Genomic DNA, 13,440 nt, shown 5'->3' with positions numbered 1-13,440 from the left:
GTCCCTCCTCTCAAATCTCGCGCCTTTTTCGGCGGTCTTATTCTTCTTTCACCAAGAGCTCGCCGCGGCGATCGACGATGATCGGCACGGCGGTCAATTTTTTACCCACACACGGGCCCTGCACACAGATCCCGCTATCAGGCAGGAATTCCGCCCCATGCGCATGGCACACGATGCGCGAGCCATCGGCATTCAGGTACGCGTCCTTGCGCCAGGCCATCGGCGCTCCGTCGATATGCGGACAGGCGTTGCGCCAAGCCTGCAGGACACCGCCCTGCCGAACGACGAACATCGTGTCCTCTCCGGACTCGTGCGGATCGAATCCGCGCGATTGACCCTCGCCGATCTCGTCGGCTCGGCCTATCCGGAGTAACCTTGCAATCTTCACCTCAGGCGTAGTCGCCATTCTCGTGGATTCCCGGACCGGGGGCCCATTTCTTGCGCATCTTCAAAAGGAACGTCTGGGACGCATCGGCGGACAGCGCGGCCTCGCGCGGCGCCCAGCTGGCGTCGTGCAGATCCATGTCCGCATCCATCTCGATGTGGCAGGCGAACGGGCTGTTGAAGTACCAGAACCAGTTCGAGCCCAGGATGTGGCGGCCGGGTCCCCAGAACGCCTGGTAGCCCTTTTCCACGAAACGGTAGCCGTTGGTGATCATTTCCGACGGGCCGCCGAAATGGAATGTGAAGTGCTCGACGCCGTGCATATGCGGAGGCGCGCCGATCAGGAAATGGGTGTGGTGGTCGAGCGACCCCGCCGGTTGCAGAAACGGACCGGTTGAGGTGAAGCGGTCCGTGCAGCGAAAGCCCAGCCGGTTGACGTAGAACGCTTCTGCCTTGAGCACGTCGGGCACGAAATACACCACATGCGACAGCGAGCGCGGGCGGATCACCGTCCCGGGCGGCGGCACGCCGAGGCTGTTGACGGGACGAAAGATCACACTACCCGGCGCATTGGAGATCTCGCCCGGCAGCGCAAAGGGCCGGCGCACGGTCGTCCGGAAGCCGATGACGAAATTGGAATCGTCGATTGATTCGATCGAGCCGTCCGGCAGGACACGGACCTCGCGATCCCGGCGCAATTCCGCAGCGATCGCCTGCAGCGTCGCGCCATCTGCGACGCCCATCATGGTCTTGCGCAACCGGCAGCCCGGCGCAGGCGGCACGGGCAGCCGCGGATTGTCCTCGCGCGCGATCACGACCGATGTGCCGTCGATCGCCTCGAAGCGTCCCCCGGCATCCGAGACGTCGACGGGCGTCAAGCCGTAGTCGATGAGGAAGCGTGCAGCACCGGGCACGTCGTCCACGCCGAAGATTAAACTGTCTAAACCTACGATTTTCATTCTTCTCCCCGGAAATGCCGGTGTTCAATTGACACGACCGCCCAATGTCTCGGCCACCCAATCGGCGATGTACTGGCCCGCATTGATGCTGTTGTCGAAGCTCGCATGTTGCGAGCCGCCCTCGCGGTCGGTGAAGACCTTGAGCTCGCGCTTGGGACTGTTCACGAGATGCTCGTAGGTGCGCTCCGCCCAATGCAGCGGAATCTGCGAGTCCTTCTCGCCATGGGTCACGAGGAAGGGCACCCTGATGCGGTCGAGGACGCCGTCGAGATGAACCCTCTCGGCAATCTTCTCGAAATCGTCCTGATCCTTGGCGCCCCAGACCCAGCGGACATGCTGCCAGTAATGCGGGACCGGGAAGCTGCCTTCCTTCTGCAATCGCTTCCTCTGCACGTCCCGCCAGTCATGATTGGCGCCCCAGGCGACGCCGCAGGCGAAGCGCGGCTCGAAGGCCACGGCGCGCGGACAAAAATAGCCGCCGAGCGAAACGCCCTCCAACCCGATCCGTTTGGGATCGACATCGGCGCGCGTCTCGAGCCAGTCAACCACCCGGCTCGCCCAATGTTCGCTGTCATAGCGCGCCGTCAGACCGTGCAGCCGCAGCGCCTCGCCAGATCCCGGCTGGTCGATCACGAGCGAGGAAACGCCGCGCTTGGCAAGCCAGGCCGGCAACCCAACGCGGTACTTCATCTCCTTGGTTGAATCGAGCCCGTTGACCTGCACCAGGAGCGGAGCCGGACTTTCAACGCCATCGGCTCGCACGAGAAGACCGGCGATGTAGGCACCCTCATAGGGGATTTCGACCCGCTCGCAGTTCTCCCGCGCCAGGGCGACGCCCTTGGCGAACACGTCGAGAAAGCGGCGGTAGAGTTCGAGGCGGCCCGGCGCGCCGTGGGCCTGCAGCCGTTCGCAAGTGATCAGATAGGTGGCGGCACGTCCGTATTTTTCGCCCGCGGAGAGCAGCCGTCCGCGCTCTTCATCCTCGGCAGCAAGTCCGCAGAGCTTGTCGGCCATGCGCGACCAGGTTTCGCGGAAAGCTGCCGTACCTGCAGTATCGGGCTGTCGCGCGGCCTCCTGCAGAGGCGCGCACATCTCCTCGATCTCGCCGATCCTGGCCCCCATTTCGATCGCGAGATCGACCGAGAGATTCCAGACGTAATTCGTTGGAAAATACCTGAACATTGACCACTCTCGGCGCACGAAAGGCGCGCCCTTGGACGTTCTTCCCGATGCTAAGGTAGCGCCCTTTTATTCCTCTGAAAAATTGATTATTAAGATCCCTGATATTGATTTCATAAATGGATCCTCGGGCGTCGCGATGCGCTTCAACAACAAGTTCGATCTCAACCTTCTGGTCGCCCTCGATCATCTCCTGCATCTGCGCAGCGTGAGCGGCGCAGCGGCGCGCATGAATGTGACGCAGTCCGCGATGAGCAACGCTCTGCTTCGTCTGCGCAACTACTTCGATGACGAACTTCTGGTGAAGTTCGGGCGCAAGATGGAGCTCACGCCCCGCGCCGAGGCGCTGAAAGATTCCATCAGAGACCTGCTGGTTCGGGTCGACTGGACGATCGCGTCAACGTCGGAGTTCGATCCGGCTCAGTCCGACCGCTGCTTCAAGATCCTCGCGTCGGACTACACCATGGCGACCCTGGTGCCGGCGCTGCTTGCGCGCTGCGAAGCGGCTGCCCCCGGCATTCGCTTCGACTTCCTCCAGCAGGTTCAGGCGCCCGAGCGCGCCCTGGAACGGGGCGACGTCGACCTGCTCATCATCCCGCGGGAGTTCAGCTCAAAACTTCACCCTTCGGAGGTCATCGTCGAGGAAGATTTCTGCGCCATCGCCTGGAGCAAAGGGAAATTCGCGCGAGGAAAGCTTTCGCGCAGCGACTACACCAAGGCATCCCATGTTGTGATGCGGCCGGCTATCGCGGCTCAATCCCTGGAGACCCGCTACCTGGAGCAAAGCGGAGTGACGCGCAACGAGGCGATCTCGACATACGCCTTCACCGCAATTCCGCATCTTGTGGTGGGGACCAATCGCATCGCCACCCTGCACCGTCGACTTGCGAAACTTGCGCAGCGAAGCCTACCGATCCGCATCATCGAATTGCCGGTATCGTTGCCAAGCATGCAGCAATGCGCTCAATGGCACCGCTATCGCTCGAACGACGCCGGCCTGATCTGGTTGCGCGACACCATGCGAGCAGCTGCTCTCGACTTGCGCTAAGGCAACACGCATGCGCCGGCTCTCTATCAATGCCTCGTTGGGACCGGATCCTTGGGCAGTCACTCGGATCAGTGCTTGCCCGGTCCGGCACCTGGCGGCGGTGCGGGCACCCAGATCGGGAAAGCCACATTGGCCCAGACGGTGTCGGCCTTGGTGCCGTTCTCCACGTAGAAGGTGTGCTGGTAGTTCAGGTTGATTTGAACGGGACCTGCGTTGTAGGTGACCGAGGGGCCGAAATTGAGCGCCCGAAGACGGTTGCCGTTCTGAATGCCTGCTGCATTGAAGGCCTTGATCCCGTTTACCGTGTCATCCGCATATTGCTGGGTGTAACCGCCGACCATGCCCAGTTTCCAAGCGCCGACATTGTAGCCCGAGGTGAAGTCGACTGCCAAAGCGTCGCCGCTCCTGTACTGCTGCAGGCCTCCCGTGAAAACGTTGACCGATTCAGTGTTGGTTCCGTTGAGCAACAAGCGCGGTGAGATCGCGAACTCGAACCCCTTGGGATCGGCGTAGCGATACGCGAACACGGGCGAGATCGTGGTGTAGTTGGTGCCCACATTGAGGGGCTTGCTGGGAGAGTAGGTGCCGGTGTTCGGCATGATGTCGAGCCCGAGCGTGACGCTCTGCAGCGGCGAGAGCGCCCAGTTCAGGATCACCGGCGAGATCGTCAGGTTCGCAAATCCGTTGGCCTGGAACGTGCCCCCCGGGTTCGAATTGTCGATGTGAACGTATGGGACAACAAGCTGAGAATAGACGTGAGCGCCAAAGAACTCGCCGGGATAGCTGGCGAGAAACCTGGCCGTTTCCGAAACCGCCGAAAGCTGGAATGGAATGGGCAACTTGTTGCCGCTTCCATCGTATAGGCCGTTCGCGCTCGTGTAGCTGGTCTGGCTGATCGCAAAAAGACCCGGGATCGGCGGAAAGGCGCCAACGAAGACGCCTGGCGAACCGGCTGGGTAGTTGGTCACGCCGTTCTCTGCAGCCATTGCTCCGTTGGCCGCACCGACCACCAGCATCATTGCGGAAAGCTTCAGTACTCGCTTCATAATCCCCCCATGCGCGATCGTCCTCGCAAGCGAGGTCGCGGGCGTCATCCCTAAGCTCATTCATTCGTGCCGACGCGCCATCGACCGTCGGAATGGCGTCATATTCCAGAATTCATTTCATTCGTAAAATTGATCGTTTTGATCTGATATATTTATTGAAATGATGCATCTGGGATGCAGCCCGCCCGATGGATAAGGCGACTTTGTCAATGGGGCGCGCCATTGGCTGTGACTCAGTTTGATGCAGTTCGATGTCTGGCTCTTTGATAAGAATAAGCACTCCCCCGCTGCAGCCTGATGCCGCGTAGGTTGTTGTAGAGCGTGCGTCAGCGCGGCTGTAGCTACCGGGCAGTACTTTGGCGCCTTGTCGGGAAGAAGGGCGCCGCGCGTCTTGCTGGATTGATGCGGCTCGCAGATCTCGCGGAGATCCGTCGCGTGATCGGTCTTGTGCTCAATTCGTTGGTGCGCCTTTTCACACGGAAGGCGCAGCAGATCCTGATCATCATGCGGAGCCGGGCGGGCCGCGACACGCTCAACTCGCGTCACTTGAGCGCTACAATCGATCCGGCGAGATCGTAGAAAACCGCAGTTTCAGCCGCTGACTCCTTATCGGAATGGGACCAGCCCCGATCCACGAAATCCAATGGGTCGGAGCGGGCCTGCCCGGGCCGGCTGATCGTCAGGACGTCCACTCCCACGCCGGACAGTATCGGAGGCAAGAGGCACTGGCCTCCTTTCGATTTTACAAGGGAGGACAAGCCAGAAATGCGCGAGATCTGAGAACATCCCTTAATGGGCCAACATCGCTGCCATTAACCCGTCGAAATTCTTTGTTGCCTAAGCAACTAATTTGTGCGAATCCTTCGCAGGCGAGAATGACGGCGGGGCAACCGCTGCGCCTGATCTGGAGGAATCATGTTCGGTAGGGATAGCGCCGCCGGCAAACGCCGGCGGATGCCTGAAAACAAAGGGGCGCGCGTCGGTTGCGCCAAGCGCGGCACCTCAGCGCTCGCCGCCCGTTACCGCGCCGAGATTTTCGTGCAGGCGACGCAACAGGTCGATCAGCACCTCCTGCTCGTCCTTCGACAAGCAAGACAACAGCCGCCGCTCGCGCTCGAAGGCCGCGACGATGACCTTATCGTGGGTAGCGCGACCCTTTGCAGACAGCGAGATCGAATGGGTGCGCCCGTCATTAGGATCGGTGCGGATCGCGATCAGCCCACGCTTCTCCATGCCGGCCAGTGTTCGGCTCACCGGCCCTTTGTCGAAGCCAATGACGTGGCAGATGCGCGAGGCCGGAATGCCCGGCTCGATCGCCAGCAGCGACATGATCCGCCATTCCGTGACGTTGACGCCGAATTCGCGCTGATAGAAGGCGGTCGCGCTGTTGGACAGCTTGTTGGCTATGAAGGTAATGAAGGCCGGCACGTAACGCTCAAGGTCGAGCGTCGGCCCTTCCTGCGTGGCCACGGGCTTATGTCGGGATCTGGTCGAGGGCGGGGTCATCGCATCACTGCTCGCATCATGCGCCCCAGAAATAAGGACAAGCGGCAACGCTTCACAAGCTCAAAATTTGGAGGATGTGAATGAGTATACCAAACGCCTCAGCGTCGATCGGCGCCGCCGGCGGAGCGCCGGCCATTCCGCATCTCGACATCGATCCCTTCGCGATCTCGTTCTTCGACGATCCCTATCCGGCTCATGAAAGGCTGCGGGAGGCGGGCGCGGTCGTCTTTCTCGACAAATGGAACGTCCACGGCGTGGCGCGCTACGCGGAGGTTCATGCGGTGCTTAACGATCCCCAGACCTTCTGCTCCAGCCGCGGCGTCGGCTTGAGCGACTTCAAGAAGGAAAAGCCCTGGCGGCCGCCGAGCCGGATCCTGGAGGCCGATCCGCCCGCGCACACCCGCACTCGCGCCGTTCTCAGCAAAGTATTGTCGCCTGCCACCATGAAGCGCATCCGGGACCGGTTTGCCGCGGCCGCCGAAGCCAAGATCGACGAGCTGTTGCATCGAAAATCGTTCGATGCCGTCGCCGACCTCGCGGAAGCCTATCCCTTGTCGGTGTTTCCCGACGCACTGGGGCTAAAGAAAGAGGGGCGCGAGCATCTCATCCCCTATGCCGGCCTCGTCTTCAACGCCTTCGGCCCACCGAACGAGTTGCGTCAGACGGCGATCGAGCGCTCGGCGCCGCATCAGGCCTATGTCGCGGAGCAGTGCCAGCGCCCTAATCTCGCGCCTGGCGGCTTTGGCGCCTGCATCCACGCCTTCTCCGATACCGGCGAGATCACGCCGGACGAAGCTCCGCTCCTCGTGCGTTCGCTGCTGTCGGCCGGGCTCGACACCACGGTCTACGGCATCGGCGCCGCCGTCTATTGCCTCGCCCGCTTTCCGCAGGAGTTCGCGCGGCTGCGCGCCGATCCGTCGCTCGCGCGCAACGCGTTCGAGGAAGCCGTGCGCTTCGAAAGCCCGGTGCAGACCTTCTTCCGCACCACGACGCGCGACGTCGAGATCGCGGGCGCGCGCGTTGGCGAGGGCGAGAAAGTGCTGATGTTCCTGGGCGCCGCCAACCGCGATCCGCGCCGCTGGGACGATCCCGACCGCTACGACATCACACGCAAGACGTCGGGCCATGTCGGCTTCGGTTCGGGCATCCACATGTGCGTTGGACAGCTCGTCGCGCGCCTCGAGGGCGAGGTCATGCTCTCGGCGATCGCGCGCAAGGTTGCTTCGATCGAGATCAGCGGTCCGGTGCAGCGCCGCTACAACAACACCCTGCGCGGGCTCGAGAGCCTGCCGATATCAATCACTCCGGCCTGACGAGGACCTTCGATGCCCGCCATTACCTTCATTCATCCCGACGGCAAGACGGACCGTATCGAGGTCGGCAACGGCGAGAGCGCCATGCAGGCCGCGACCGGTCACGGCCTCGACGGCATTTTGGCTGAATGCGGCGGCAATGCCATGTGCGCGACCTGCCACGTCTATGTCGACGACGCCTGGCTCGCGCGATTGCCGGCGATGGGCGACGAGGAAGACGCGCTCCTGGACGGCACCGCCGCCGAGCGGCAGCCGGCCAGCCGGTTGTCGTGCCAGATCAGGATGTCGCCCGAGCTCGACGGCCTCGTGCTGCGCCTGCCCGAGCGGCAGATCTAAAAGTTCTCGTGACGGCCCGGCAATGACCGGCCGCAAGGTCAACAGGGAGGAGACGATGAAACACCTGAATAAGTTGCTGGGACTGATAGCGTGCCTCGCAAGCGGAACGGCGAGCGCGGAAATCTCGGACAATGTCGTGCGCATCGGCGTGCTTAACGATATCTCCGGCATCTTCCAGGACACCAACGGCATGGGGTCGGTGGAGGCCGCGCGCATGGCCGCCGAGGACTTCAACGGCGGCGGAAAGAATATCAAGGTCGAGATCGTCTATGCCGACCACCAGAACAAGGCCGACGTGGGCTCGGCGATTGCGCGCAAATGGCTCGACGTCGACGGCGTCGACGCCATCGTCGACGTGCCGAACTCGGCCGTCGGTCTCTCCATCAACAATATCTTGCGCGACAGTCGTATGACCTTCCTGGCGTCGTCAACGGCGAGCGCTGATCTGACCGGCAAGGCCTGCTCGCCCAATACAATCCAGTGGGTCAACGACACCTGGGCGACCGGCAACACCACGGCGGCCGCGATGATGTCGCGCGGCGGCAAGGACTGGTACTTCCTCACGGTTGACTATGCGCTGGGCAAGGGTATCGAGGCGGAAGCGCAGAAATACATCGAGTCCCACGGCGGCAAGGTGATCGGCTCCGCCAAGCATCCGCTCGGCACCTCCGATTTCGCCTCCTATTTGTTGCAGGCGCAGGGCTCGAAGGCGCAGGTGATTGGCCTCGCCAATGCCGGCGGCGACACCATCAACGCGGTGAAGCAGGCGGCAGAGTTCGGCATTCAGAGCAGCGGGCAGAAGCTGGTGGCCTTCCTGCTCTTCATCAACGACGTCCACGGCATGGGGCTCAAGGTCGCGCAGGGGCTCCAGCTCATGGAGGCGTTCTACTGGGACATGAACGACGACACCCGCGCATTCGCGAAGCGCTTCTCGCAACGTCCCGGCATGAACGGCAAGATGCCAAGCGGCAACCAGGCCGGCGTCTACGCCTCCACGCTCGCTTATCTCAACGCGGTCGCCGCCACCGGAAGCGACAATGCCAAGGATGTGGTCCCGCAGATGAAGACCTTCAAGGGTCACGACAAGCTGTTCGGCGACACCACCATCCGCCAGGACGGCCGCGTCGTGCACCCGATGTATTTGTTCGAGGTGAAGAAGCCGGAGGAGGCGAAATATCCGTACGATTACTACAAGCTGGTATCGACGATATCAGCGGACCAGGCGTTCCGCCCGCTGGCGGAAGGCGGGTGCGCATTGGTGAAGTAGCGGGTGCTGCTGCGCTCCCCCCCTCGTACGGACCTCGTGCTATCGGCTGTCAATAGCATCAAATTGCTTAATGGTTCCATCCAAGAATTCGAGATCACAGCCCAAAGGCTGCGGACGTGCATAGGGCGAATGTGATGAAGAAAATAGGTGTCTGGGGCGGCGCGGAGTTGATCCGCCTCGTCGGCCCTAGCCCGGCGTTCGGGCGCGGATCCAGGGGTCAGGCCCCAAGCGCGGGGAATGAGCCGCGCTCACACCTCTCGCCAAGGCGCTCTCGCAGCAGCTCAGGGCGTAGTTTTGTGGTGTGATGCCGAAGCGTTGCCGAAATAGCCGGCTGAAATGGGACGCGTCGTTGAACCCCCAGGCAAGAGCAATATTCGTGATGGTCTCGGTTCTGCTTTTCGTCTCCAATGCTTTCCGGCAATTTTCCAGTCGACGCTGCCGAATCCACTCGGAGACCGTTGCACCGCTCCTGGCGAATAGGATCTGAAGGTATCGCGTAGACACGTTGAATTCGGTCGCTACGCGATCATGGTTCAACTCTGGATCGCGAAGGTTGGCTTCGAGATAGCCGATGATCCTCTGCATCAACAGAGACTTTCGGTCAGAGGGGCCCTCGTCCCGTTGAACGCGGCACGCCCTTACTGCCACATCCAATCCAGCCTCGGCTGCGGCCGATGCATAAGCATCGGCCATCGAATCGACACCAGCTAAGAAGGACTCGAAACAGGCGGCCAGAATTGGTGAAAGTGCATCTCGGTGCGAGAAGTGGAGAAGGTTCGGAGAAATCAAATCAGGCCATAGCTTGCGCGCCTGCCTGATTGGAACGACAAGCATGAACTTGTGCATTGCAGTAAGAACTTCGAAGTTCAGTTTCTGGCGGGTGTTCCAGACGGCGACGTCGCCCCGCTCGAGCGACAAGCTCTGAAGCTCGCCGCATCCGACTCCGCGCCCGTCAATAATGAAATCCACGACGACAAATCCGTAGGGCGCTGGGCTCCGCGCCCCAATGCAACCTTGGCCGAGGCGCCCATCGACCAGCAGAACATTGCTCAGTTTGCGCGAGCGAGCCACCAAAGGCCTGGCGCTTGCAGGAGCGCGAAGCTGCCAATCCAGAATAGGACGCTCCCACAATCTCAGGTCCTCGGTACAATCACGACCGTCGGACGCGAGCGGATCATTCATGGTCAAGTCCCCCCGCATTGCCTACGTAGAAGACCAAGCTGCTGTTCGCGATTGTCCTGGTCGTTCGCTATCGTGCAGGACGCGGTCTCCAACCTTGACCTAGTCTATTCGCTACCGAGAACGACTACAACATGCGGCTTATCGCCCGTGCAAGGGAGGACAGATAAATGGCGAACGCAGCAGCGCCCGCTGGATCGAGCAACATTGCCTTCAGGACAGACGACGGTGCCATCCTTCGGGGCTGGCATTTCTTGCCTAAAAATGGTGGTGCGGATCGAGCTCCACTCATCGTCCTTCACCACGGTTTTAGTGGCGTGAAGGAATTCTACCTCGACAAGTTTGCCGATGTGTTCGCGGAAGCCGGCCTCGGTGCGCTTGTCTATGATCCTCGGGGCTTTGGTGACAGTGAGGGTCGCATCCGTCAAGAAATCGACCCGTTCCAGCAAGTCTCAGATTTCCGTGATGCCATCTCATTCGGCTCGACCTTGCCGCGTGTCGATCCCGACCGCATTGGTGTCTGGGGCTGCAGTTATGGTGGCGGCGTCGCAATCCAGGCAACAGCGCTTGATCAGCGCATTGGCTGCATCGTCGTGCAAGTGCCGTTTCTGAGCGGTGGTGGCTATTGGAGCCAAGTACCCCCGGAGGCACGCAAACACTTGTCGCAGATATTCGCGCAGGACCGCAGGGCTCGCGCGACCGGCCAATTGCCCATGATGGCGGCCGTCGCTGCAGAAGATACCACGAAGACGCTTTGTGTTCTCCCCACGCAGGACTCCTGGGAGTTCTGCACGAGACAGATGGCCCCGATCGCCCCAAACTGGAAAAACGAGGTGACTTTGAGAAGCTTCGAGATGATCGGCAGCTTCGAGCCGCTCGCTTATCTCCATCGCATCACGCCACGCCCGCTGATGTTCATCGGCGCAGAGAATGATTCACTTATTCCGTTCGAGCTCGCCAAGCAGGCTTTCGAGACAGTCGGTGAACCGAAGCAATTGCTGGCATTGCCCTCTGGACACTTTGATTGCTACGGCGCCGATTTCGAGCGATCAGCTTCGGCGGCGCGAGACTGGTATGTCAAGCATCTCGTCGCAAGGTAGCCTAAGAGCAGGTGCCGTGCACGGCCGCACGGCACCTGATCCTCAACTGTGAGGCGCACTTTCGCCAATTCGGCTTTGCGGCTTCCTCAGACCTAACTTATCGGTATCCTGATTTCGCCCAGTCTGTCGATTCCTCCTATCATCACCTAGCCGCGAGCACATAATCTACGGCACCTTCCCATCGATTGGCGCTGGTTCGTTGAGGTGCAGCTTTGGCATTCTTGATCCGTTGGAGATACCCCAAGATGATATGATCCCCAGCGCCACCGGGAGATGGGGTCAGCAAATTGATCAGTCCGCTACCACGGATTGCGTTTGGATCCCGAGTCCATCGATGCCGAGCTGCATGGTCTGTCCGGCTCGCAGGAAGATCGGTTCAGGCTTCTTGCCCATCCCGACGCCGGGTGGGGTGCCGGTCGCGATGATATCACCGGGGTTAAGCGTCCAAAGCTGGCTCACGTAGCTCACAATCTTACGGACATCGAAAATCATTGTTGCGGTAGTGCCATCCTGCATGCGCGTGCCGTCTACCTCTGTCCACAGTCGAAGCGCCTGCGGATTCGGGACTTCGTCGGCGGTTACCAGCCAGGGGCCGATAGGGCCAAATGTGTCGGCTCCCTTGCCCTTATCCCAAGTGCCGCCGCGCTCGAGCTGGAGACTCCGTTCGCTGACATCGTTAACGACGCAATATCCCGCGACATGCGCTAACGCGCCCGCCTCGGACACATAGCGGGCGGAGCTGCCGATGACGACGCCAAGTTCCACCTCCCAATCCGTCTTGACGGAGCCACGCGGCAGACGGACCGGATCGTTCGGACCTTGGATAGAGCCAAGGGATTTTAGGAAGACAATCGGCTCGGCCGGGATGGGAAGGCCAGCCTCGTGCGCATGATCGACGTAGTTGAGGCCGATGCAGACGAAGTTGACGGGGCGAGGCACGCAGGGCCCGATCCGAGGAGCAGTGTCGATCACCGGCAGCGAGTCCGGGTCGATCGCAGCGAGCGCTGCGAGACCGGCCTTCGACAGCGCCGCAGCATCAAAATCGCGGACATGCTTCGACAGGTCGCGCAGCGTGTTATTGCGGTCCAATAGTGCCGGTTTTTCAGCGCCGGCAGCCCCGATGCGCAACAGTTTCATCGATCTCAGTATCCTTCTTTTGCAGGTATCATCGGCAATCGAAGCCAGGCTGGTACCGCCCCTTCGGCTTCGCGCCACGGCTCACGCTTTGGAAAGCTGAAACTCGAAGGATGTCTTCCAATTGACGACATCGCCGGGCGCCCAGCGCTGCGGCCGCATCGGCAGCTGCTTGTGCCATGGCCGCGGCTCGACCATTCCTGCATCCGGCAGAAATACATCCATCTCGGCGTACAGCTCCACGAGCCGCTCCGCGCTGTCGCGGAAATAGCTGGCGATGTTGTGTCCGGCGGTATGACGCGATGGTCCCCACAGCAGCGACACGTTGCGCGTCGCCAATGTATCCGCCGCCCGACTATGCGCAGAGTAGTCACGGAGCTGGAACGCCAGATGGTGCAGCCGATGGCGCGCGTGCGGCACATTGACAATATTCAAGACATGGTGTTCGTGACTGCACGTATAGAAGTTTACCGCCTCTCCAAAGCTATCGGTGTAGTGGAAGCCAAGGATGTCGCGGTAGAATACATCAAGCTTGCGCTCGCTATCAGGATACATGAACGCGAAATGCCCGAGCCGGATGGGCGCGACACCGCGTTCAGCGAAGCCCCGTGCAGGCGCGGCCATGTCCTTGAAAAGCTGAACCCGATGTCCCGGTACTGGCTCGCATTCAAGGAGCGCGGTGATGCCAGGTCGCGGGTCGGACTGTCGGCTCGAAGCAATTCCATGCGCGCTCAGGTGCGCCGCTGCCGCATCGAGCGTTGTGCCAGCAGCGAGCTGGTAGCCAACGGCGAGAAGACTGTCGCTCGAAGAGCGGAGACAGAGGTCGTGATCGTTAAAACCGAGGCTAAGCCACGCCGCGTCGCTTGCCGAGCCCGAAGGCACAAGTCCAATCACGTCGGTATAGAAGGCGGTGTCTCGTTCGACGTCGGTCGAGCCGAGATCAAGATAGCCGAGGCGGAATGTCATTGGCATTTTAGAAATCTCCGTAG

At 61.1% G+C, this 13,440-nt stretch carries 13 protein-coding genes; 5 read left to right on the top strand and 8 right to left on the bottom strand.

Annotated features, from left to right (window positions below):
- Positions 1-37 precede the first annotated feature (37 nt).
- From XH89_RS14690 to XH89_RS14680, 3 genes are read right to left on the bottom strand one after another with little or no spacing between them, the layout of a single operon-like run.
- Positions 38-406 (bottom strand): Rieske (2Fe-2S) protein, encoded by a 369-nt coding sequence (locus tag XH89_RS14690; protein ID WP_194467722.1) that lies wholly within the window; start codon positions 404-406, stop codon positions 38-40.
- A complete protein-coding gene (locus XH89_RS14685; protein WP_194467721.1) occupies positions 390-1,343 on the bottom strand; it encodes a VOC family protein in 954 nt (317 codons plus the stop codon). The genes XH89_RS14690 and XH89_RS14685 overlap by 17 nt, the downstream gene beginning before the upstream one ends.
- Before the next feature lie 24 nt (positions 1,344-1,367).
- The gene (locus tag XH89_RS14680) at positions 1,368-2,525 is read right to left on the bottom strand and encodes a S9 family peptidase (RefSeq protein WP_194467720.1); all 1,158 of its coding nucleotides are present in this window, start codon (positions 2,523-2,525) and stop codon (positions 1,368-1,370) included.
- A 31-nt stretch (positions 2,526-2,556) separates the two neighbouring features.
- On the opposite strand from XH89_RS14680, the gene XH89_RS14675 reads away from it, so the two are divergent.
- Entirely contained in the window at positions 2,557-3,570 is a 1,014-nt protein-coding gene (locus tag XH89_RS14675; protein ID WP_246767841.1) for a LysR substrate-binding domain-containing protein, read from the top strand.
- 68 nt (positions 3,571-3,638) lie between these two features.
- Here the strand turns inward: XH89_RS14675 and XH89_RS14670 are convergent, their stop codons facing one another.
- Both XH89_RS14670 and XH89_RS14665 read right to left on the bottom strand, forming a co-directional pair.
- Entirely contained in the window at positions 3,639-4,616 is a 978-nt protein-coding gene (locus tag XH89_RS14670; protein ID WP_194468486.1) for a transporter, read from the bottom strand.
- 1,002 nt (positions 4,617-5,618) lie between these two features.
- On the bottom strand, positions 5,619-6,122 hold the full coding sequence (locus XH89_RS14665; protein WP_194467719.1) for a MarR family winged helix-turn-helix transcriptional regulator: 504 nt from the start codon (positions 6,120-6,122) through the stop codon (positions 5,619-5,621).
- Between the two features lie 80 nt (positions 6,123-6,202).
- On the opposite strand from XH89_RS14665, the gene XH89_RS14660 reads away from it, so the two are divergent.
- The 3 genes from XH89_RS14660 to XH89_RS14650 are packed head-to-tail and all read left to right on the top strand — an operon-like array spanning position 6,203 to position 9,038.
- Positions 6,203-7,435 (top strand): cytochrome P450, encoded by a 1,233-nt coding sequence (locus tag XH89_RS14660; RefSeq protein ID WP_194467718.1) that lies wholly within the window; start codon positions 6,203-6,205, stop codon positions 7,433-7,435.
- A gap of 12 nt (positions 7,436-7,447) precedes the next feature.
- Positions 7,448-7,771, top strand: a complete 324-nt coding sequence (locus XH89_RS14655; protein ID WP_194467717.1) for a 2Fe-2S iron-sulfur cluster-binding protein — start codon at positions 7,448-7,450, stop codon at positions 7,769-7,771.
- Between the two features lie 55 nt (positions 7,772-7,826).
- Positions 7,827-9,038, top strand: a complete 1,212-nt coding sequence (locus tag XH89_RS14650) for an ABC transporter substrate-binding protein (RefSeq protein ID WP_194467716.1) — start codon at positions 7,827-7,829, stop codon at positions 9,036-9,038.
- A gap of 186 nt (positions 9,039-9,224) precedes the next feature.
- Here XH89_RS14650 and XH89_RS14645 read toward each other — a convergent pair whose 3' ends face one another.
- A complete protein-coding gene (locus XH89_RS14645; protein ID WP_194467715.1) occupies positions 9,225-10,220 on the bottom strand; it encodes a helix-turn-helix domain-containing protein in 996 nt (331 codons plus the stop codon).
- Positions 10,221-10,387: 167 nt separating this feature from the next.
- Here XH89_RS14645 and XH89_RS14640 point away from each other — a divergent pair, with 167 nt between their 5' ends.
- On the top strand, positions 10,388-11,317 hold the full coding sequence (locus tag XH89_RS14640) for an alpha/beta hydrolase (protein WP_194467714.1): 930 nt from the start codon (positions 10,388-10,390) through the stop codon (positions 11,315-11,317).
- A gap of 291 nt (positions 11,318-11,608) precedes the next feature.
- Here XH89_RS14640 and XH89_RS14635 read toward each other — a convergent pair whose 3' ends face one another.
- Together XH89_RS14635 and XH89_RS14630 are read right to left on the bottom strand one after the other, a co-directional pair.
- Positions 11,609-12,454: a fumarylacetoacetate hydrolase family protein gene (locus tag XH89_RS14635; protein ID WP_194467713.1), complete on the bottom strand. Its 846-nt coding sequence runs from the start codon at positions 12,452-12,454 to the stop codon at positions 11,609-11,611.
- Positions 12,455-12,535: 81 nt separating this feature from the next.
- Positions 12,536-13,423, bottom strand: coding sequence for a VOC family protein (locus XH89_RS14630; protein WP_194467712.1), 888 nt, complete (start codon positions 13,421-13,423; stop codon positions 12,536-12,538).
- Positions 13,424-13,440: the final 17 nt, after the last annotated feature.

Source organism: Bradyrhizobium sp. CCBAU 53340, assembly GCF_015291645.1.
GTDB lineage: Bacteria > Pseudomonadota > Alphaproteobacteria > Rhizobiales > Xanthobacteraceae > Bradyrhizobium.
This window is presented reverse-complemented; position numbering and strand designations above follow the sequence as displayed.

Excerpts from the sequence above, each read along its gene's own strand:
- XH89_RS14690 (WP_194467722.1), bottom strand. The coding sequence starts at position 406 with ATGGCGACTACGCCTGAGGTGAAGATTGCAAGGTTACTCCGGATAGGC.
- XH89_RS14680 (WP_194467720.1), bottom strand. The coding sequence starts at position 2,525 with ATGTTCAGGTATTTTCCAACGAATTACGTCTGGAATCTCTCGGTCGAT.
- XH89_RS14645 (WP_194467715.1), bottom strand. The coding sequence starts at position 10,220 with ATGAATGATCCGCTCGCGTCCGACGGTCGTGATTGTACCGAGGACCTG.
- XH89_RS14655 (WP_194467717.1), top strand. The coding sequence starts at position 7,448 with ATGCCCGCCATTACCTTCATTCATCCCGACGGCAAGACGGACCGTATC.
- XH89_RS14650 (WP_194467716.1), top strand. The coding sequence starts at position 7,827 with ATGAAACACCTGAATAAGTTGCTGGGACTGATAGCGTGCCTCGCAAGC.
- XH89_RS14665 (WP_194467719.1), bottom strand. The coding sequence starts at position 6,122 with ATGACCCCGCCCTCGACCAGATCCCGACATAAGCCCGTGGCCACGCAG.
- XH89_RS14660 (WP_194467718.1), top strand. The coding sequence starts at position 6,203 with ATGAGTATACCAAACGCCTCAGCGTCGATCGGCGCCGCCGGCGGAGCG.
- XH89_RS14670 (WP_194468486.1), bottom strand. The coding sequence starts at position 4,616 with ATGAAGCGAGTACTGAAGCTTTCCGCAATGATGCTGGTGGTCGGTGCG.
- XH89_RS14685 (WP_194467721.1), bottom strand. The coding sequence starts at position 1,343 with ATGAAAATCGTAGGTTTAGACAGTTTAATCTTCGGCGTGGACGACGTG.
- XH89_RS14635 (WP_194467713.1), bottom strand. The coding sequence starts at position 12,454 with ATGAAACTGTTGCGCATCGGGGCTGCCGGCGCTGAAAAACCGGCACTA.
- XH89_RS14630 (WP_194467712.1), bottom strand. The coding sequence starts at position 13,423 with ATGCCAATGACATTCCGCCTCGGCTATCTTGATCTCGGCTCGACCGAC.
- XH89_RS14640 (WP_194467714.1), top strand. The coding sequence starts at position 10,388 with ATGGCGAACGCAGCAGCGCCCGCTGGATCGAGCAACATTGCCTTCAGG.